The sequence below is a fragment of the Paenibacillus diazotrophicus genome (genome assembly GCF_042610465.1).
The window spans coordinates 1,653,181-1,673,430 of record NZ_JBGJZN010000001.1; the positions used below are offsets into that span (position 1 = coordinate 1,653,181).

16 protein-coding genes and 1 other annotated feature are annotated in these 20,250 nt (G+C 49.0%); of the genes, 2 read left to right on the forward strand and 14 right to left on the reverse strand.

Annotation, left to right across the window (positions count from 1 at the left end; translation table 11 throughout):
- Window positions 1–5 precede the first annotated feature (5 nt).
- On the reverse strand, window positions 6–989 hold the full coding sequence (locus tag ACAN54_RS07540; protein ID WP_379152609.1) for an aldo/keto reductase: 984 nt from the start codon (window positions 987–989) through the stop codon (window positions 6–8).
- 128 nt (window positions 990–1,117) lie between these two features.
- Complete coding sequence (locus tag ACAN54_RS07545; RefSeq protein WP_379152612.1) at window positions 1,118–2,260, reverse strand: copper amine oxidase N-terminal domain-containing protein; 1,143 nt, start codon at window positions 2,258–2,260, stop codon at window positions 1,118–1,120.
- A 134-nt stretch (window positions 2,261–2,394) separates the two neighbouring features.
- Here ACAN54_RS07545 and ACAN54_RS07550 point away from each other — a divergent pair, with 134 nt between their 5' ends.
- Window positions 2,395–2,961, forward strand: coding sequence for a GNAT family N-acetyltransferase (locus ACAN54_RS07550; RefSeq protein ID WP_379152615.1), 567 nt, complete (start codon window positions 2,395–2,397; stop codon window positions 2,959–2,961).
- 23 nt (window positions 2,962–2,984) lie between these two features.
- A complete protein-coding gene (locus tag ACAN54_RS07555) occupies window positions 2,985–4,091 on the forward strand; it encodes a hypothetical protein (protein WP_379152618.1) in 1,107 nt (368 codons plus the stop codon).
- Between the two features lie 120 nt (window positions 4,092–4,211).
- Here ACAN54_RS07555 and ACAN54_RS07560 read toward each other — a convergent pair whose 3' ends face one another.
- From ACAN54_RS07560 to ACAN54_RS07615, 12 genes are all read right to left on the reverse strand, one after another.
- A complete protein-coding gene (locus ACAN54_RS07560; RefSeq protein ID WP_379152621.1) occupies window positions 4,212–5,384 on the reverse strand; it encodes an alanyl-tRNA editing protein in 1,173 nt (390 codons plus the stop codon).
- Window positions 5,385–5,417: 33 nt separating this feature from the next.
- The gene (locus ACAN54_RS07565) at window positions 5,418–6,182 is read right to left on the reverse strand and encodes a TSUP family transporter (RefSeq protein WP_379152624.1); all 765 of its coding nucleotides are present in this window, start codon (window positions 6,180–6,182) and stop codon (window positions 5,418–5,420) included.
- A gap of 186 nt (window positions 6,183–6,368) precedes the next feature.
- On the reverse strand, window positions 6,369–6,548 hold the full coding sequence (locus ACAN54_RS07570) for a hypothetical protein (RefSeq protein ID WP_379152626.1): 180 nt from the start codon (window positions 6,546–6,548) through the stop codon (window positions 6,369–6,371).
- Window positions 6,549–6,718: 170 nt separating this feature from the next.
- A complete protein-coding gene (locus tag ACAN54_RS07575) occupies window positions 6,719–7,438 on the reverse strand; it encodes a YebC/PmpR family DNA-binding transcriptional regulator (RefSeq protein ID WP_379152628.1) in 720 nt (239 codons plus the stop codon).
- Between the two features lie 94 nt (window positions 7,439–7,532).
- Window positions 7,533–9,086: a lysine--tRNA ligase gene (gene lysS / locus ACAN54_RS07580; RefSeq protein WP_379152629.1), complete on the reverse strand. Its 1,554-nt coding sequence runs from the start codon at window positions 9,084–9,086 to the stop codon at window positions 7,533–7,535.
- A gap of 62 nt (window positions 9,087–9,148) precedes the next feature.
- Window positions 9,149–9,412 (reverse strand) — a binding site (T-box leader).
- An 87-nt stretch (window positions 9,413–9,499) separates the two neighbouring features.
- Window positions 9,500–10,615, reverse strand: a complete 1,116-nt coding sequence (locus ACAN54_RS07585) for a 5-methyltetrahydropteroyltriglutamate--homocysteine S-methyltransferase (protein WP_379152630.1) — start codon at window positions 10,613–10,615, stop codon at window positions 9,500–9,502.
- Between the two features lie 15 nt (window positions 10,616–10,630).
- A complete protein-coding gene (locus ACAN54_RS07590) occupies window positions 10,631–11,563 on the reverse strand; it encodes a LysR family transcriptional regulator (RefSeq protein WP_379152632.1) in 933 nt (310 codons plus the stop codon).
- 158 nt (window positions 11,564–11,721) lie between these two features.
- Entirely contained in the window at window positions 11,722–12,843 is a 1,122-nt protein-coding gene (locus tag ACAN54_RS07595) for a phosphodiester glycosidase family protein (RefSeq protein WP_379152634.1), read from the reverse strand.
- 328 nt (window positions 12,844–13,171) lie between these two features.
- Complete coding sequence (locus ACAN54_RS07600) at window positions 13,172–14,047, reverse strand: TPM domain-containing protein (protein WP_379152636.1); 876 nt, start codon at window positions 14,045–14,047, stop codon at window positions 13,172–13,174.
- An 84-nt stretch (window positions 14,048–14,131) separates the two neighbouring features.
- The gene (locus ACAN54_RS07605) at window positions 14,132–14,959 is read right to left on the reverse strand and encodes an aldo/keto reductase (protein ID WP_379152638.1); all 828 of its coding nucleotides are present in this window, start codon (window positions 14,957–14,959) and stop codon (window positions 14,132–14,134) included.
- A 41-nt stretch (window positions 14,960–15,000) separates the two neighbouring features.
- Entirely contained in the window at window positions 15,001–19,500 is a 4,500-nt protein-coding gene (locus ACAN54_RS07610) for a coiled-coil domain-containing protein (RefSeq protein ID WP_379152640.1), read from the reverse strand.
- On the reverse strand, window positions 19,487–20,245 hold the full coding sequence (locus ACAN54_RS07615) for a DUF6063 family protein (RefSeq protein ID WP_379152642.1): 759 nt from the start codon (window positions 20,243–20,245) through the stop codon (window positions 19,487–19,489). The genes ACAN54_RS07610 and ACAN54_RS07615 overlap by 14 nt, the downstream gene beginning before the upstream one ends.
- Window positions 20,246–20,250: the final 5 nt, after the last annotated feature.

Below are 20,250 nucleotides of genomic sequence, written 5' to 3' on the forward strand. Positions count from 1 at the left end.
TAAGGCTATACACCTCCACGGATATGCGGTGCAACTTCAGTATTGTAAAAAGCGCTTAGCCGTTCCATTTCAACTGTGCTGAAGGATGGAACTTCTGAGGCAGCCAGATTGTCAGAGACCTGGGCTTCATTCTTGAAGCCTGGAATCACGCAGCTGACCGCTGGATGATCGAGAATCCAGCGCATGGCCGCTCTGGCCATACTGCCGCGTCCTTCCACAATCCAGTCAAGTTCCCGCGCGAGCTCCACACCTTTTGCAAACGGAAGTCCGGCGAAGGTTTCCCCCACATTGAACTGCTCTCCGTTGGCATTGAAATTCCGGTGGTCATTGGCAGCGAAAGTGCTGTTCTCCTTAAATTTGCCGGTCAACAGTCCACTGGCCAGCGGCAGCCGCACAAGGATTCCCGCTCCTGCAGCTTCCGCCCGGGGCAGCAGTGCAAGTGCCGGCTGTTGACGGAACAGATTGAAGATGATCTGGAGTGCTTCTACACCCGGATACTCCAGACTAAGCAGTCCTTCTTCAATGGTCTCAACACTGACTCCATAATGACGGATTTTCCCGTCTCTCTTCAGCTTGTCCAGCACTTTGAACACGCTTCCGTCACGCAGGATCTCAATGGGCGGACAATGGATCTGATATAGATCTATAGCCTCCCGGTTCAGACGGCGAAGACTCTGCTCGCAGTAATCGCTTACCTTACGCTCCGAATATGTCTCCGGATCATGGATGTCACCCGCACGGCAAAATTTAGTCGCGATATGGATCTCATCCTCTTTGCCTTTGGTTGCCTTCGCGAGCAGCTCCTCGGCATGGCCGGAGCCATACACATCTGCAGTATCAAAGAAGTTAACGCCCTGTTCCATCGCCAGCTTAAGCCCTTTCAACCCGTCTTCATCCCGGCTCACGCCCCAATCGCCGCCGATCGCCCATGTGCCGAAGCTGACCTCGCTTATTGATAATCCTGTATTGCCAAGTTTGCGGTAGTTCATAGAATTAGCCTCCCGTTCTGAGATATATTCCTGTTCTATTATGATCGGTTTGCAGAGCTTGGTCCAGTCTCAGGAGTGAGAACATCATCAAATGGTCATCTTTTATTGCGAATCGGTTGAGTTAAGAACTACTCTTTGTTAAGGATGTATACCACCGTCTTCACTTCACTGTCCGAGAGGGCCGAATAAGTGAAGGTCATTACATTCCCTTCGCGTTTTTTCAGTGTCAACATTTTGGTCAACACATAAGGGTCAGAGCCGTCTGCTGTGTCCCAATCCTTGCGATCCTCAGAACGGATTAATTCCGCACTGAGATTCGTATATTCTCCAGAAAGTGTATGGATTGCAAACAGCCCGGTATGTTTCAAATCACGAACAAGCAGCACATCTTTAGCCGCGTATTCGACGGTGAAGTCTCCCGTTATTCCGCTTCCCTGCTCCAGTTCAAACAGCTTACCGAGACTGCCATCGGCATTAATATACTGAACGTTCTTGCCGTCAGTCATGTACAGCTGTTCCGACGGGAGCCCTGTAGAATGGGGGTAAGAGGGAATAATGGTATGATAGTTCATTTGCTTCACTATTTTACCGTTCTGGATGAGTGCCTGATAGCTATTACTGAAATCATTGAACATTGCGTAGTGCTTGTCGATCAGAAGCAGCAGATCGTTGCCCTTCCCTGCATTCTTGATCTGAAGCCAGTGGGTATAGGGGGATTCACCCAGTTGAAAAGTACCGATGGACTCTGGCTTGCTGTCTGTGGAAGATCTAAAGAAGATTTCCCCACTCTTCTGGGATACCCAGTAGGCCCTGCCCTTAATGGATGTAGAAGTGAATCTCGGTTCATCTACGAGCATGATGTTGCCCGTGCTCTTATCTGTCCAGGTTTTGCCGCCCATAGCACTTACAGCTGATACCAAGTGAACGTATAACTTGCCATTGAGAATATTCGGTGCCTTCGCAAGCAATAAAGGCGTGCTATTCGTAGTCGCTGTTTTTGAATTTGCCTTCATGGTCACTTCACGGCCTGGACGTATCAGTACGACTGCTCTTGTCTTCTGATTCCAGGACAACGCATAGCCCATAGACTCAGCCAGTTCCTTCAGTGGAACCCATGTTGCCCCCTTTACTATCATTTGACTGCTGCCCATTGTGGTGCTTTTGTCATTTAATAAAATTCCGCTTTCCCTGGCTGCATGTACTGTACCGGTGCTCAAGGCAAAAAACAAGGCTGCCGTTAAGTAGCCCATTGACTGCTTCCATTTCCTCATTCGCAAAGTCTCCTTTATCATAATTCTTACAAATTGGACGCACTTCGTTGGATAAAGTTTCAAAATCATGTCTTTAGGTCCTGATTTTACTACATGAGATCCGCTCTGCTATGATAATTCTGGAGGCGACTGAAATGACACTTGAATTCATGACTTTCGAAGAGTGGGATGATACACTGTGGGCAGCGATCGAGCCGATCTACTGTGAGGCTTTTCCGCACGGGGCCAAGCCGGTGAAGATCCTGCATGCCATGCTAGACAAGAAAATCGCCTGGCTGCATGCCGTTTACCTGGACGGGGAAATCGCCGGGATGGCGGTTACAGGTCTTACCGGTCCAGCCGCCGAACGGATGCTAATCATCGACTATTTGGCCATAGATACCCGATTACGCAGCCAAGGTCTAGGAAGACGGTTTCTGGAGATCATCCGCGATTGGGCAGTCCAAGAGCATCACATTCAGGCAGTTCTAATCGAAGTAGAAGCTGGCGATACAGAAGAAGATGCGGCACGGGTCCATTTCTGGGAGCACTGCGGGTTTATTCCAACGTCGTACGTACATCAGTACATCTGGATTCCCGAGCCTTACCGGGCTATGGTGCTGCCGTTAAGCCAGGATTTTGTCATTACAGATGAGGGTCAAACCCTATTCCGCCATATTACTAAATTTCATACGAAATCTTTTCGTAACAGCGACAAGTAGAACAACCTTGAGGAGGACGAAGTATGCTGTTTGAACTTATCAAATTTCCTGAAGTCGTGCCGAGTATGGGCCAACTTGTCGCTGTCCAGGCGTTAAAAGGAACCGGGGAAGGAGCAGTCTCTTTGCTTGCGCTGGATCGGAATAGTGATCTCTGGCAATTTGACTTACACACAGGACAAGCAAGAATGCTGCTGCATGTCGATATACCCGATTTGATATTGGAGGAACCTGTTCAGATTGTAATTTCAGCAGACGAATGCTTCGCTGCGATTTCGGGTAGATTCAGCCAGCACGCAGCGTTGTATGATCTCCAAGATTCCAAACAGATCATGTCATTGTCTCGGGACAATTATCATTATGATGTATGTACCTTCCCGCTTGCTTTTGCTGAACATGAGGGCAGGACACTGTTGATTCACGGTACAGAATGGAACCGGCTGGATTTGCTCGATGTTCGTTCGGGTGAGAATCTGTCTACACGTCAGTCAACAGTTTCCTTAGCTGAAGGTGGAGAACAGCTCACGAAACAAGTCCTCGATTATTTTCACGGTAAAATCTATGTCTCCCCTCAAGGAAAATGGATCGTCGATACGCGGTGGCACTGGCAGCCTGTCGCATCCATACGCTCCTGGAGTCTTCCAGCCTGGATCTCGAACTGCTGGGAGTCAGAGGATGGAGATACCTTACGGGTGCTCGGAGACTACATGGAAGATTGGGATCAACCGGCAGCCTGGCTCGATTCTTCAACCTTAGCTGTATGGGGTCAACTGGCAATTGATTTATTCGATGAAGAGGACACGAAAGATTACGGTGAAAACCCTTATTCTCATTTTCTGACTATATTTGATCTGCAAACCGGGGAACGTAAGAAACTGTTCATTCCAGTACCTGAATACCGGACAAAACCCTTGATCGATGGGAAACATTATTATCCCCGCGGACATATTGCTGCAGTGAACGGCAAGATTGTAATGTGGGGACCGAAAAATGGCTTATCCATCTTTAATCCTGATACGGGTGAAATGGAGTATACCGACAAAACTTTATGCCCCTATTTCTATCATCCTTATGCAGAGGTTTTTCTTGAGATAGATACATCCGGCCGTATTGTTGGCAAGCGGTTTATCTAAGTTGAGGTTATACAACAAAAGCCTCCCAGAGACCTGAGAGGCTTTGCTATCTCACTGAACAGAGAGATAAAATCTTATTCGTAGGGATGACGTTCAGTTCTATAACCGGTGATTATTATACTACAGTCTTCCTTTTGCAAACTCATAGAATCCAAGTGCATGTTCCCAGTCCGGGAACCCGGCTTGGGCCATTTTGTCGCTGCCGCCACCTTTTCCCTGGAATTCTCCGAGATTGGCTTTGAAGAAGGTGCCACAAGACAAATCCGTATTGCCGCAGGAAGCCAGCACTACCTTATTCTCCGCAGCCGTCAGCAGCAGCACGGGAAGTTCTGTATGAGCAGTCAGCTTCATGGCCAGACTCTGCAAATCCTTAAGGGATTTATCCTCAAAGACTTGAGCGGCTACCCTTGCTTCGGACTCAAGTCCAGACAAGAGCTCTTTGGCCAAATAATGATCATTCTGTTCCTTAAGTGTACTCAGTTCGGCTTGCAGTTGATTCTGCTCGGCTTCCCATTTCCCGATCCGGTCCATAATTTCATCTTTGCCTGTATTGAACTTCGCAGAAAGCGCGCCAAGGATACGCTGGTTATCGTTAGCTTCGTCGAGTGCACGCCCGCCGCATTTGAAAGTGATCCGGATGTTCCCCTTCTGCTTCTCCGCTCTTACCAGCTTGATCATCCCAATTGCTCCTGTAGCAGATACATGAGTCCCGCCGCAGGCGTTATGCTCCACTCCCTCAATCTCTACAATGCGGATGTTCTCTGTAACCTTGGGCAGCTTCACCAGCGGCAGGTTAGCCATTTCTTCAGCGGTGACAAAATAGCTTACGATTCGGTGGTCAAGCACAACCTGACGGTTGACTTCCTGCTCTGCAGCAGACAGCTGATCCGGGGTTAGCTCCTGAAGCTCAATGTCGATGGTTGCGTAATCATTCCCCAGGTGAAAACTCAACGTATTTGCTTCAAACCGTTCAAGGAATACCGCCGACAACAGATGCTGGCCGCTGTGTTGCTGCATATGGTCAAATCTGCGGTTCCAGTCTAGCTGACAGCTCACTTGGTTTCCTTCGGGTAGACGATCCACCTTGTGCAAGACCTCGTCTTCTTCTAGAATGACGTCCTGTACGAGGATTCCGTCTATGGTTCCTGTGTCGCAAGGCTGCCCCCCTCCATGAGGATAGAAAGCCGTCTCTTCCAAAATCAGATAATGCCCGTCCTCACGATCTACCACTTTACTAACAGAGGTCTGCCATTCCTTCAAATAGGCCGAATCATAATATAGCTTCTTAGTCATATCAGTGTTCCTTTCTGAATCGTCTTTTGTGCATCAGTGCATCGTATCCCATATTTGTTTCCCGATCAAGATCAGAGTAACCGTGATGAACAGGGGGCGAATATAGCTGGATCCCTTGCGGATAGCTATTCTTGAACCCACTAGAGCACCGATCACGATCGGAATGCCCAGCAGCAGGCCATAATACAAGCTTACTGAGCCAAATGCGGCAAACGTCAGCAGACTTGCGATATTACTGGCAAAATTCAGTACCTTCGCGTTGCCTGCGGCCGTTACGAATTCAAATCCCAGCATGAGAAAGGCGAAGATCAGGAACGAGCCGGCACCCGGACCAAAGAATCCGTCATAAAATCCAATGACAAGCGCAACACCCATGCCTATTATTAACGATCTTTTGCTGTCTTGGGAGTAGGTGGAGACGTCACCCCATGACTTTTTGAACAAAGTATAGACCGTAATGACAACCAGCATCACGATCACAAGCGGCTTCAGAAATTCTGAAGGTACTTGCCGGACGGTCAATGAGCCAGCCACCGCGCCAACAAGTGAGAACGGAATTAGAAACTTGACCATTCCAAAATTGATCTTCCCGGAACGGACAAAAGACGCGGTACTGGTGAATGAGCACATGGTCCCGGCTAATTTATTACTGCCCAGCAGCAGCGGGAGCGGAATGCCGGCAGCGAGCAGCGCTGGAATGGAGATCAGACCTCCGCCTCCCACTACAGAATCAATCACACCCGCCAAAAAACCGCAAATCACCAAAATCAAAATCATTGCTATACTGCCATGTTCCATAATGCAAAAAAGCCTCCTGCCAGTATGTAAGTGTCATACAAACAAATTTCAGCATACACAATTTCGCGGGCTTGTACCATAGAATTCTTTGAATACTTTATATATATCAGTCTGTACATCCCATACACGAAAAAAAGTGACAGGAACCTTCCCTGCCACTCTTGTCCAATCCGTGTTTGCAAATGCTCATTTATACGTATTCTGTTCGTTTTTCTTATACGTGGTTTTGTCATCCCGCAGCGCTTCCTTGCGGATATCGCTTTTCTTCTGTTCCATTTGCTGGGCTTCCTGGCTGGTCACCGCCACCTGATCCAGCTCCTCTACGGTGTTGATCAGATTCTTATCCGGTTTGGTGTGATTATCCATTGTATTGCCTCCTGAAAAGTAGTTGTAGGGTGATGGGTCGCATCAGTTTATTGTGGCAAGATATGGGGCGGATTATGCGCTGTTGCTGGATTAATGATGAACATGTGCGCACAAAAAAACCGGATAAGCAGATTCATGATCTGCTTGTCCGGCTCATGCGTACAATAATTCTATTCTTCCGAATCTACGTTGTGGTAGACCTGCTGTACATCATCCAGTTCCTCCAAAGCATCAATCAGCTTCTCAAACTGTGCTTCGGCATCCTCTGGAAGAGCTACATAGTTCTGGGGGAGCATCGTCAGCTCTGCAACAGTGAAATCGGTAATTCCCGCACCGCGGAATACTTCTTGAACTGCATGGAACTGGTCAGGCTCGGCATAGACGATGACAGCATCGTCTTCTTCCAGCACATCACGCACATCCAGATCCGCTTCAATCAGCAGCTCCATCACTTCGTCGGCTGTTTTACCTTCTAGACCAATGACAGCTGTAGGCTCAAACATATAGGTTACCGAACCGCTGACACCCATATTGCCGCCGTTTTTACTGAATGCAGAACGCACCAGAGGAGCAGTACGATTGACGTTGTTCGTCAATGCGTCAATGATGATCATCGAACCGCTTGGTCCAAAACCTTCGTATCGAAGTTCTACGTAGTTCTCATCACCGCTGCCTTTGGCTTTGTCGAGTGCCCGGTCGATAATGGCCTTAGGTACATTGTACGTTTTGGCACGCTCCAGCACGACTTTTAGTGCCCGGTTCGATTCAGGATCAGGTTCACCCTTCTTCGCGGCTACATAAATTTCTACACCAAACTTGGCGTATACCTTACTTGTATTGGCATCCTTGGATGCCTTCTTTTCTTTAATATTATTCCATTTACGACCCATATTGTTCCCGCTCACTTTCCAACATTAATTATAAACAGTCCAATATATTATACCTCTGCTCTGTGTATCCCGTAAAGGGCAGTCCCGGTGTACGCTAAAAATCCAGCAAAGCCAGTAACCTCTCCTGTCCGACTGCCTGGATCAGTACAGGGATTCGGGGACCGGTCTCCTGACCCAGCACCAGCTGATAGATTAGGGTGAACAACCGTTTTTGACGGTTTTTCATTACTTTTTTATCCTCGTCATAACAAATCGCGTATATCTCTGTCATCATCTGCTCATCCTCCATCCCTCCGGTTCTAATCAGCCCGCAAAAGGCTTCCAGCCACTGTTGTTCATGAGTCTCCAAAGTTTCATACAGGGCAATATCACGGCTGCCATTTACGGTAACCAGCTTTTGCGGCATCCAGTGTTTGATCCAATATTCCGCCCGCTCCGCTATTTGCAGAAGCCCGTTCACATCTACTTCCTCCCCGTTATGTGTCATCATCTCATGCAGCAAATTTTGATCGAAATGAATCAGAGGCAGCAGTCCTGCAATAGGGCCGAAGCTAGGTGTATTCAGGTCCAGCGGATGAATCAGCGATAGTTCTACCGCCGAATGAATATCATCAGTGAGCGTATGGGAACTGTAAGCCTTCCGATAACGTTCAAATTCCGTATAATTGCGCAGCACATCTTCATCCATCCCGATATGAAACTCAGCATTGGGCTGGTATTTGGCAAACAGAAACAGAATATTCTCCGGTAAATAGACCTTCAGCAGATCATCTGGGGTGTAGTTGTTCCCGGACGAGCTGGACATTTTGGCAAAACTGCCTTTGATTCGAATAAATTCGTAAGGCTCATACATTGGCGGTGGATTCCCGTATATCCGCTCGGAGATCACGGAGGCTACATTGTAGCTGCCAGTTTCTGATGAATGATCACGGCCTCCAGGCTCGAACAGTACTTGCTCCACATTCCAGCGCATCGGCCAGTCGATTTTCCATTGCAGCTTGATATTATCCGCCTTAGCAACAGACACAATACCGTGATGACCGCATGTACAGCTATAAGTTAGGTGCTCTTTCTCTTCATCAAAAGAATGTACACTAGTCGAGTCCCTGCCACAATCCCCGCAATACACACTCACAGGATAAAATGCGGCTCTCTCTGCTTCGCTGGCTTCCCCTGTTTTGAAGGACATCAGGATGTCATAGATCTCTCCCCTACTCTGAAGTGCATGAAGAATTCCGGGTGCATACCGGCCGGATTGATACTCTTTACTCTGATAGATGAATTCGGGTCTGATCCCAAAAGCGCTCAGCGCCTGTTCAAATTCCTGTTCGTAATGCTCCGCATAGGAGTTGTGGCATCCGTATGGACAAGGAACTTGCGTGTAGGGCCTGCCAATATACTGCCCGAAGCTTGGATCGACATGAACCGGAACTTTGCGGAAACGGTCAAAGTCATCCCACGAAAAAATAAACCGCACTTTTTTGCCTGCTTTTTCAAGTGCTTTACTTACAAAATAAGTGGTCACAATCTCCCGGAAATTCCCGATATGGATGTGACCTGATGGACTGATCCCTGATGCGCATACAAATGTCTGCTGCTCCGGGTGGCTTTCGATTAACCGTTTTGCTATTTTTTCGGACCAATGCATGGATAATCACCTCAACAATTATTGTGTAAACGCAAAAAAGCTCTCATCCGCAAGATTGTCATCTTGAGGACGAGAGCTGTAATCAGCGCCGTGGTACCACCTCTGTTCGCGAACATGTCTCCATGCACGCCTCTTCAGGTACGGCCATTACGCTTATACCCTATCTCTGTAACGGGAGAACCCGTCATAGCATCCTTGGGCATGTTGCCCAATTCCGTATGAAGCTCGGAGACTTTTTTCGTTAGGCACACCGCTGCTCCGTTTCACCATTCCGAAGCTCTCTGTGAACTATGCCGCCTAACTACTCTTCTCGTCATTGCTGAAGTGATATGTAATTTTTCAATATAATTCACTATAACAAAACTAGTACGGTATGTCATTATTCAATCTGACTGAGAATATTTGCTACTCCATCAAACCCACACTTCATTCGCCGTTTCAATAATCAGCCTAACCTTATCCCACTGCTCTTCCTCGGTCAGCATATTCCCTTCCTCAGAGGAGGCGAATCCGCATTGGGCGCTGAGGCACAGCTGGTCAATCGGGACAATCTGTGCGGCTTCTTCGATACGTGCCATGATCTGCTCTTTGTTCTCCAGACCGCCGTGTTTCGTAGTTACCAGGCCAAGCACAACCTGCTGCCCTTGAATGAAACGGAGCGGATTGAAGTCACCGGAACGTTCATTGTCGTATTCCAGGAAAAAGGCATCTACTTCAGCCTGTCCAAACAACGTCTCAGCTACGGGCTCATACCCGCCGGCGGCAAACCAGGTAGAGCGGAGATTCCCCCGGCAGACATGCAGTGCAATCGTCATATCCTGCGGCCGCCCGGCTATGCTGTCATTGATCAGCCTTACGTAATCCTTGGCGAGCTGATCGGGATCAATACCGCGGCTGCGCAAGTGCGCCCTGTGTCTACCGCTGCACAGCGTCCCCCAAGTTGTATCGTCCAATTGCAGATAACGGCAGCCTGCTTCATAGAATGCCTGGATGGCATCCTGATAGACTTGGATGATATCACGGAACAACGTCTCACGATCCGGGTAGATCTCATTGCCGTTGTAATCCTGTACGAAGTGAAACAATGCCGGAGAAGGAATGGTCATTTTGGTAAGGGTATCGCCAGCCATCTGCTGCAGCTCCATGAATTCTTCAACCATGGGATGATCCCCGAAGGCGATTTTGTCTACGATCCGGAAGCTTTCAGCACGTTGAACAGTTTCTTTGGCGCCTTTTCCCTGATCCAGACTGATCTTCTGTGTACCCGTGATCCCAAGAAAGAAATCGAGATGCCACCAGGATCGGCGGAATTCCCCGTCAGTAACGGCTTTTAGTCCCAAAGCCTTTTCCTGTTCCAACAGTTTGAATATTTCCCTATTCTCGACTTCATGAAGCTGCCCGTCTGTGATTGCTCCATGCAAACGTTGATTGCGTGCGGATTTCAGTTCCTCTGTGCGGAGGAAGCTGCCGACGATATCGTAGCGAAAGGGTGGAGTATTTCGTGTGGTGCCGGTAACTGGACTGATCATACGTCCCTCCTGCGTTTAGAGTAAGAAAGATTTAAGGTCGAAGTAATTACGGGATACCAGATCATTCAAAATATCAATGTATGCGGACATCATCTCACCTGGCTTGCGGTCCTTATGGGCGATCCAGCCGACGGTGAATACCTCAGGACTGTCAAAAGGAATCGTTACCAGCCCCTCGCCATTCAGCTCGGTATCCATTATTCCCGTACCCACCGTGTAGGAATCACTGCCCAGCAGAAGATGGGTCAGCGTCGCACGGTCGGTAACCTGGATATTTTTCTCAATCTGTGTGAAGCTGAGCATCTCTTCGGAAAAATGCAGCGAGTTGTTCTCCCCCTGCTCAAAGGTAATGTACGGAAAAGGAAGAATATCTTCCAGCTGGATCATTTCCTTAGCGGCGAGGATATGCCCTGCCCTCACATATACATGAGGGTTCGTGTTGAACAGCGGGGTGAACTTCAGGTTCCCGTCACTGAACAGCTTGTTCATCACCTTATAGTTACTCTCATTGATATAGAGAATGCCCAGATCACTGCGGAGAGTCCTGACGTCCTCAATGATCTCATAGGTCTGCGTCTCTCTCAGACTAAAGTTATATTCAGGCACCTTGCTCTCTGTCATCAGCTTTACAAAAGCATCCACTACAAAAGGGTAATGCTGGGTGGATACGGAAAAGTAGATTGGACTGCGTTTCTTGCCGGTATACCGGTTCTCCATAAATTCAGTCTGTTCAATAATCTGCCGGGCATATCCGAGAAACTCCACACCTTCGGCTGAAATGCTAATACCCCGGTTATTCCGCTCAAAGATGGTAATCCCCAGCTCATTCTCCAGCTCTTTAATGGCATTGGAGAGGCTTGGCTGAGAGACAAAAAGTCTTTTGGCCGCTTCATTCATCGAGCCGCTGTTCGCAATCTCAATGGCATAGCGGAGTTGCTGCAATGTCAAACCTGTACCTCCTTTTAGCAAGGACTTTTTTGCTGATGCATCACTATCCGGTTACATCAGATGCCGTCCCTCGGAAGGAACGGCACCTGGGTTTCTGCTTATAGTAGCATAGAATCACTGTTCCATCCATGCCTGATGCCAGAAGTGCTTGCAGTTTGTTATTGGCTCCGCTTCTTGCCTGCATCAATCTTGGATGGGTCGAGGCCTTCCCAGATGTTCTTGATATCCGCCTGTTCGGGATGTTCAAACACTAGAAATGCGGTGGGCAGATAACGCTCTCCATATTGGGAGGAGGGTTTGTTGATAATTTCATTATCTTTCACCAGAACAGTCGATGATCCTCCGTCCAGGTTGGCTGCGATCACCGCTCCATGCTTCAGCATAATCTGCTGCACATCATAGAGATTCGCACCAATACTGTAACCTGGCTGTCTGCCGTCTATCACTACGAACAGCAGCGCACCGTCAGCACGCTGGCCCATCGCCGTTCTGGGAGCAATCCCCCAGCCTTCGGCTGCATTCTTGATCAACCCTTTACCGTTCACAATAATCCGCGGCTGAAAAGATACCGCCTCCTGCACCCCCATCTTGCTAAGCTCCTCGAGAGTATAGTTCCCGGCGATCATTTTGCCCTGCTTGTCCAAGCCTACGATCTGTGTGGAGTTTTTGCCTCCGAGACCGTTATAGAAAAGCTTGCCCTGCGAAATAACCAGGCCGATTGGCTTAAATCCGTTTCCCTTCCAGTTGGGGTCTGCGAACCCTCCGCCGTTCACGCCGGCAATGGCTCCCGTACGGGCGACCATACTGGTTACTTTTTCACCTGAGCCTATCGTATCAGGTACGCCTAAGCGGACCTTCGTTGGATCATTTACCGTCATCACATACCCGGTATAACCACTGCCGGATACCTTATCGATTTCAACCAGCGGTTTATCTTGTTCTTCGGCTGTAGGTTCCTTAATCACGTGGGTGTCCTTCTCGTCCCCCATATGCTGAAACCGCAGATTGTATTCTGTGACCCGTTCCTTCAATTCATCTTCGCCTATAATATATTTCGCCATATAGCGGTGCTGTGTAGTGATTAGCGTATCTGCTATCAAATAGCGGGTGTTCCGGGCAGAAGGTGCAAAATACAGCCAGGCACCGCCGGCTATCAGCAGGATTATGAAGAATAGAAAAAGTCTGGAGAGCGTGCGGAAAAAGCTTTTTTTCTTGCGTTTACGAACGGGCTTCTTCTTGCGGACGGTGTTGCGCTGAGGTAAAGATGATGAAGAGTTCACTTCTTGATTTCCTCCCTGGTACTGCCTGATAATGGAAATGGGCATCGGCTCATCTACCCCATCATAGACGATATTACCAGATTAAAGGTTTCAGTTTGTTAAATTGTTGGAACATTATATAGAAGGATAGGTGATCCGGGTAATTTCTAACCTCTCATATTCACAACTACTGATCTTCGGTGGAGCAATAGCTATGATATGACTTTATTTTATTGAGTATCTAAACGCCACTGGATGATGCACAACCTATCTTAAATCTTTGTTATGCAAAAGAGCTGCCTCGGGGCAGCTCAATTTTGTATGTTCCCATTTATTCGGTTATATCTCTCTAGCGATTACGTCCATTGCCACTACCGCTGCTTCTGTTGCTGCTGGAAGGTCCGCCATCACCGTGATCGGTGGAACGGTTGCTGTATGGATTCACCGGCACGCCATACAGAGCCATATACCGGTTGCGCCGCGAGGCCAAAACAATGCTAAAGACAAACACTAAGAGAAATAAAGCCATTATTACATATCCTTCAGATTTGGTAAGAGGATAAGTTACCGTATCTGATACTGAAGCTGAGGTACTATGTGTAGACTGGAAGCTCAAAGGCTCCGAATGGACAGGTTCAGAGCTTGTGACTGCCGGAGTCGTGGCATTCAGGGCATTATCTGCCCGGGTCAGAAAAAAGCTGTAAAAAGCATTAACCGTGGCGGTTGCGCCAGCAGCATAATTCTTCTGGGCGAATAACGGTTCAAGCTTCGCACTCAGAATATCGCTGACTATGTCATTGGTCAGTATGCCGTCGATACCTTTGCCCTGCAGCACATAATAGTTGTCGCCACTGACATCCAGCACAAGCATGACATCATCCGGTCCGGCCCCCATGGATGCGAACTTAGCATATGTGTAATCCTCCAGGCTCTTATCTCCCAAATTCTTAACGGTTACGACATATACTCCGCTATGGGTTGTGAGCTGATAACGATTGCCGGATTGATTCAGATCATCTCTGGTAACCTGTGTGAACACTCCGGCGTTATCGCCCACAAAATTAGTGGTTCCTAAGGGTTCAGGGTTATAGGTTTTGTATGCACCTGCCCCATAATCATCCAAGGTGTGATCTGGAACAGCAGTCTGGGCAAAGCTGAAGGTTGGAAGCAGCATTACACTGAACAGCATCGCAAGACATATGGTTTTAATAGTTATTCGATTCATACGTACCCCCCGGCTAGTCATAGATTTTATCTTCTATTTCGGTTCTGCACGGAATGGGACAATGTTTCTTTATACTGGCATGGATCAGAAATTAAAATTATCCGGATTAGATCCAAACCTCTTGTTCTGATTCAAGCCATTAATGCGTTCAACCTCAGCTGCTGTTAATTCAAAATCGAACACATCGGCATTCTCGATAATCCGGTGTTCTTTGATCGATTTGGGTATGCTCACAATGCCGTTCTGCAGATCCCAGCGGATCATCACCTGTGCGAGAGATTTGTTATGACGGGCAGCAATATCGGCCAGCACCTCGTTATCCAGCAGATGACCTTGAGCGAGGGGTGCCCATGCTTCAATCTGTATACCCTGCGCTTTGCAATAGTCACGGAGCTCTACCTGTGTAAGCAGTGGATGCAGTTCGACCTGATTGACCATCGGCTTCACTTGGGCAGCCTCCTGCAAATCCTCCAGGTGATGGATCTGGAAGTTAGAGACTCCTATGGCACGGACCTTACCATCTGCATACAGCTTCTCGAGCGCTCTCCAGGTATCTTTGTATTTCTCTTTAACCGGCCAATGAACGAGATACAAATCCACGAAGTCCAAGCCTAATTTACTGATGCTTTTGTCAAATGCCGCCAACGTAGATTCATAACCCTGATCGGAATTCCAGACCTTGGTCGTAACGAACAGATCCTCGCGATTTACTCCAGATTCATGGATGGCCTGTCCCACACCTTCTTCATTAGCATATAAGGCTGCAGTATCGATGCTCCGATAACCCGCTTGGATTGCTGCTTTAACGGAGTCGATGACCTCTTGACCCTCTTGCACCTTGTATACTCCCAAGCCAAGCCAAGGCATCTTTACGCCATTAGCCAAAGTTGTAGTTGATTGCAGATTCTTCATGAGTGAATTCAATCCTTTCTACGAGCTCTGTAATATAAGAATCAGAATAATGAAGCCGGAATCAGCTTGCGTCCGCCCTTTATGAGCGTGGATTCCAGCATTTCTCCCTTTTCACCGCCAAAATACAGCTGCCAGTACACCCCGAACCGGACACTTACATCGTTCTTTACCAGCTCCGGCGGAGTAACGATCAACCACTGGAATCTCAGGGCTTTGGAAATTTCAAATACGGGGTCAAGCACGTTGTTAGAGACCATTTCACCAAATGGATTATCATATAAAAAGACCGTCCAGCCTTTGTTCTCGCGGTTGACCCGTTTATGGGTCATGATCATCATCGCCACCAGCAGCTGAACCGATTGGCGTTGCCCGCCGCTGCCGACCGCCTCATCCAATGCTCCGCGGTTAATAACCTCCCAGTCGGAGTAATGATAATCCTCGGGTGCTGCATACAGGAAATAGTTCTCAGTCACAGGCTTGTACACCTGCAAGACAGGGAAGCGGTTCTGCATGGCGGCGTACACAATTTTTCCGTCACTGATCAGATCCTTAACTGCCGCTGCCGGAACCTGCTCAATCTTCGGGAATTTCTCCAGCAGGCTACTGATGCAGCGGTTGAAGTAATCGCTGACCAGCGGTTCGATATCTTCGGTGGTCTTCGGTACATTAATGTTCTTATAATTCAAACGTACCAGCGGGAAGGAATGACCGTTCTCATTGTGGACAATCATCCGTCGTTCCATCCGCTTCAGGATGTCTACAATTTGCACTACCCGCTTGGCAGCACGGCCGACCCACATTTTGCGGGAGAGCTCCATGCCTTCTTTATCACCGCGGATGCTTTCGATCTGGTCCTGTGAGCTCTGTAGCATCGAGTCCAGCACTTGAAGCGCAATAGTGAAATCCTCCCAGTGAACGGTGTTTAAGCGTTCCTGGATTTTGGTCTCCAGCTCAGCATTCCAGCCGCTTTTGGCAAGTGTGCCGCTGAGGGCGTTCTTCTCTTCCTTAACCCGCCGCGAAATTTCGTTCCGTACAGTACGGCTCTCCCTGCTGCGGAGCAGCCATGCACTTACTGCCCGCTCGCAGTCCTCTCTTGTGCTGAGCTGAACCTCTTCTGGAACGTCCCTCAGCTGCAGCCTTCCTTCTACGTGGGTCTCCATGATTTTACTTTGACTGGCAAGCGTCTGAAGCCACTGATCCAAGGACGTCAGCTTCAGCTTACAGCTGTTAATCGCGTATTCATTGTCCCGGGACCGCCCCCTAATCTCTTCATCCTTCTGATCGAGCGAATCATTCCAGTGCTCTACTGCCCGCTCATGCTTCTCCTTTATCGACTTCTCTGCTTTGTTTAACTGCTTCTGCAGATGATCCAGCTCGGTCTGGCAGCGGATGAAAGAATCATGTACATCCTGGTAGTCCTCATCCAGTATTTTCGTTTCGCTCTTCTGCCTCGTCCGCGCTGACATGATCGAATCCGGGGTATCTCCTGGTTCCTGCACACTGCGCCAATTACTGTCAAGCTGTTGGACTGCGGCTTCAAGCTCAACCAGTTGTCCGGCTGCAGATTTGATCTGTGCAGACCTCGTACGGATCTCCAGCTCATTGCGGCTAAGGGATTGCTGGAGGCTTTCAAGTGTGCTTAAGGTCTCTAGCAGCTTGTCCTGAATCGAAGCATCACGTGGTAAGTCTGGTTGTTCTTCTTGATTACCGCCGGTTGTGGCCGCCTGAAGCCCTTCAGGAAAGATCAGCTCAGGGAACCAGGTTTGCAGTCTCGGAAATAATGAGTATCGGGTATCTCCGATCCATTTTTCCCGCTCCAGAGAGTTGCTGTTAAGTTCCGCCTTTAACTGCGCAAGCTGGTGTTCCTTGCCTGTGATCTCTTTATTCAAATCACCTTTGCGGTCGAGCGCCTCCTGCTTGTCCTTATAATCCTGTTCCTGCTTCTTGGTCCGTTCATTCCACTCGCGAAGTGCTGCCGCCTTGTCTTCCTGCTCGGATTTGCCGGCTTCACATTCAGCTGTTTCTCTCACAATCAACGCTATGGCTGCTTCGTTATCACTGATTTCTGTATTCAACGCGCTTACTGCTGTACGAAGCTCGTGCTGCGAACTATTAAGTGCTGTCAGCTTGTCCTTCAGAGTAACAGAATGCTCCCCTTGGAATAACCGTTCAAATTCCTGCCTTGCGGATTTCAGCTTGGCCAGATACCCTTCCGCATCCTGCAGTTCGACTTCCTGCTCCTTCAGCCGGGCAGATATCCCCTGCTTCCATTCCAGAAAACGGTCCGGCTGCAGCACCATTTGCGAACCTTGCCCGTCCAGTATAAGGTAGGGCTGGACCGCAGGCTGCGCCATCTGTTCGCGGATGAAGATCGGAACCGGTGATTTTACCAGCAGATCCTTCACCATATCAGGCTGCAGCTTGGCCGCCTCGCGTTCAGTAAGGATAAGGCCATAAGGCAGCAATGGATTTCGTTCCAGCTCTTCCTCGCGAATCAGATAAGGCTGATCGTTCAGGAAGGCACTGCCCGGCATCGAGCTAATCTTCAGCGAATCAAGCCTGTCCTTAACCGTCAGCAAATCGCTGTTCGGCAGCCAGTAGGCCTCATGCTGAAGTTCAACATCCAGCAGCTGATGATAGTAATCTCTTCTGAGCCGTTTGGTCTGTACCTCTGCTTCGTCCAGTCTGCGGATGAATCGCTCCTGTACAGCAGCTTTCGCTTCGAATAAGCCAGTAGCTCCAAACGTGTTATGCTCCTCATATAATTCCAGCAGCACCACGAGCTGCGACCAAAGCTGTGACTCTTTGTTCAGCTGTATATCCAACTGTTCTTTAAGCCCGCTTTCATGCTGTTCATGGCTAAGTAGCTTCTCGCTTAGCTGAGTATGCCTTTTATGCAGATTGAAGCGGTCTTCTTCAGCAGATTTGCGCCGTTCATTCAGCTCGCTGATATTCTCTGCGAAACTTCTCGCATATCCGATAGCCCGCTGTAGCGAGGCAGCAGGTGAATGAGCAGCTTCTTGACCATGGCGGGAAGCGAACACTCCCAGCGCTTCCGTGTATTGGCGGATGGAGGCGGTCAGCTCGTTAATCCGGCTGTCCAGGCCACCCAGCTCCAGTAAATAGCTTTCCCGTTCTTTACGAAGCCCTGTTTCTTCGGTTGTCAACGATTGCTGGCGGCCGCTGAACACGTTGATCTGCTCTTGCCACAGTTTTGAGACAGCCGTCCACTGCTGGCGAAGATTCTCCTTCGCAGCTTGTACCACCTCCTGGCGCTCCTTCATTTCCAGAGAGCCTTCGATGGCTTCAATCTCCTTCTGCCATTGCTCCATCTGACGGAGGTGAACTTTGCGTCTGGCCAGATAATGAGCTACTTCAAGAGTCTTTTCCTCTGCTTTGGACTCTTCCAGCCGCTGACGGGCACGGGCCTGGTTATCCCCGATCTTTTTGAATTCCTCCTGCTTCCGTTCCGCTTCCTCTTTGCTGCGCAGGTACATCAGGTTATCTCCCGCGAAGCGCAGTTGTCGGGCCTCCTGGTGCAGCTGCACCAGCTCGTCTGCTTTTTTGCGTCGTTCCTCTTCGGCTGTTCTCAGTTCGTCATGGATAACCGTGTACATTTGCCGTCCCAGCAGTTCCGTTTCACGGTAGCCCCGGTCCGCTTCTACTCCCTGCTTCACCAGTTCAAGCAGCGGTGCTGCCAGTGTGGTGAATTCGGCAAAAGCCTTCTCCCGCTGCTCCAGCATCGGAAGTCTTTGTGCAACAATTGCTGCATCCATGAACATCTTTTGCAGAGAACCTTCCTGTTCGGGCAGCCCTTCGTTCAGGCTGGTGCCGATTTCGGGAATGATGAGCTTTTCGAACAGGTTCTGGTTCGTAAAGGCATCGTTTTTCTGGAAATAGCCTTTGATACCACCCTCTTCACCGTTAATCCGTCGCATATTGCGCCACTCACCGATATGGATATCCCGTTCTGCCAGGAAATTGTAATACCTTTTCAGATCTGAGCTGTGACTTCCGAAGGAAGCTATTTCGCCTCGGCGGTCGCGTACGAACTGCTGTATACTATCGAAGCTAACAGGCCCCCCGGCATTGGCATCATATAGAGGCAAAGTGGACAGCGTAAGCTCTGCATGCTCTTCATAATCCAGCAGTGCATAGAGCAGATAGTCGACTTTGATCTCCAGTTGATCCGCAGAGCTGTGGGCTGTCATTGCAATGCCCGTAGTCATATATTCATTACGATCACTGTTGTCCAGCCGCCACTCAATGGCCACGTGGAAGGTGTAGGGCTTGAGCTGTTTTTTGTGATTATGGAAAAATGCCTCGACCTGGTTCTCATTGTCCTTGCCCCAGGCCGCCTTAGGGATCAGCAACTGAAAAATCGACTGCAACAGGACACCTTTGCCGCCGCCGTTCATCAGGGTAATCAGCGTGTTAGCCGGGCCTTCGTCGTTGCTGAGGTCCAGGATCATATCGTCATACTTTTTGAGCATCTTCTCATATTTAAGTCCGGCAATCCGGATCCGTTCAATGCGCGGCATGCGATTCCCCCTCCTTCTCCGTCAAGGTGCGCCCGACAAGTGCTTTTAATTCTTTATAACGGTCCACATCATGATACAGGTAACGCATTCTTTCATATAACTCTTCTCGCGGGAAGATCCGCTTCTCATTCTCCGAGATGAATACCAGATGTTCCTCCTCCAGCAGCTTCATCCCCTCATGAATCAGACCCATCCGTGAACCGGCCCCTCGGGTTAGGGAATCGCCCTCCTCCTGGCTTTTGGTCTGCATATAGAGGCTTGTCCAGACCTTGTACATCGCCTGAATATCCAGTCGCCATTGCTTGCTGAAGCTACTGTCAGCGTCCATTTCCACCCATGCCTGAAATAGGGATGAGATCTGGTCGGAAATTTGAATATAAGACATGCTGTCCTGTCCCGGTTTGAAGTGGTGCTCATCCTGATCCATCTCGGCCAGAAACACCAGAATGATAATGTTTATGATATGTAAATGGGTTTTACGCTCAATCCTTGAATATTTATTCCGTAATTGTGTGAAGTTACTGGCAAAACCCGATCCGAGCGGATTAACCAGCAGATGCAGGCGGTGTCCGGAATTCATAATCCGGCAGCCTCCTTCTTTGGCCATGTACTGCAGTGCATCATAGGCTCCCGTGTCCTGAAGACATTCGGCGGCTGCGGGATCATCCAGTGAGATCACCTTCCGGCGAAGCAGGTCAAAAAAGAGCCGTGAGGCCTGCTGCAATTGTTCGAGTGAATAGCTCATGCGGG

Coding starts and splice junctions, on each gene's coding strand:
- ACAN54_RS07605 (WP_379152638.1), bottom strand. CDS start 14,959: ATGAAGAATCTGCAATCAACTACAACTTTGGCTAATGGCGTAAAGATG.
- ACAN54_RS07570 (WP_379152626.1), bottom strand. CDS start 6,548: ATGGATAATCACACCAAACCGGATAAGAATCTGATCAACACCGTAGAG.
- ACAN54_RS07550 (WP_379152615.1), top strand. CDS start 2,395: ATGACACTTGAATTCATGACTTTCGAAGAGTGGGATGATACACTGTGG.
- ACAN54_RS07555 (WP_379152618.1), top strand. CDS start 2,985: ATGCTGTTTGAACTTATCAAATTTCCTGAAGTCGTGCCGAGTATGGGC.
- ACAN54_RS07615 (WP_379152642.1), bottom strand. CDS start 20,245: ATGAGCTATTCACTCGAACAATTGCAGCAGGCCTCACGGCTCTTTTTT.
- ACAN54_RS07540 (WP_379152609.1), bottom strand. CDS start 989: ATGAACTACCGCAAACTTGGCAATACAGGATTATCAATAAGCGAGGTC.
- ACAN54_RS07610 (WP_379152640.1), bottom strand. CDS start 19,500: ATGCCGCGCATTGAACGGATCCGGATTGCCGGACTTAAATATGAGAAG.
- ACAN54_RS07585 (WP_379152630.1), bottom strand. CDS start 10,615: ATGATCAGTCCAGTTACCGGCACCACACGAAATACTCCACCCTTTCGC.
- ACAN54_RS07560 (WP_379152621.1), bottom strand. CDS start 5,384: ATGACTAAGAAGCTATATTATGATTCGGCCTATTTGAAGGAATGGCAG.
- ACAN54_RS07565 (WP_379152624.1), bottom strand. CDS start 6,182: ATGGAACATGGCAGTATAGCAATGATTTTGATTTTGGTGATTTGCGGT.
- lysS (WP_379152629.1), bottom strand. CDS start 9,086: ATGCATTGGTCCGAAAAAATAGCAAAACGGTTAATCGAAAGCCACCCG.
- ACAN54_RS07600 (WP_379152636.1), bottom strand. CDS start 14,047: ATGAATCGAATAACTATTAAAACCATATGTCTTGCGATGCTGTTCAGT.
- ACAN54_RS07575 (WP_379152628.1), bottom strand. CDS start 7,438: ATGGGTCGTAAATGGAATAATATTAAAGAAAAGAAGGCATCCAAGGAT.
- ACAN54_RS07545 (WP_379152612.1), bottom strand. CDS start 2,260: ATGAGGAAATGGAAGCAGTCAATGGGCTACTTAACGGCAGCCTTGTTT.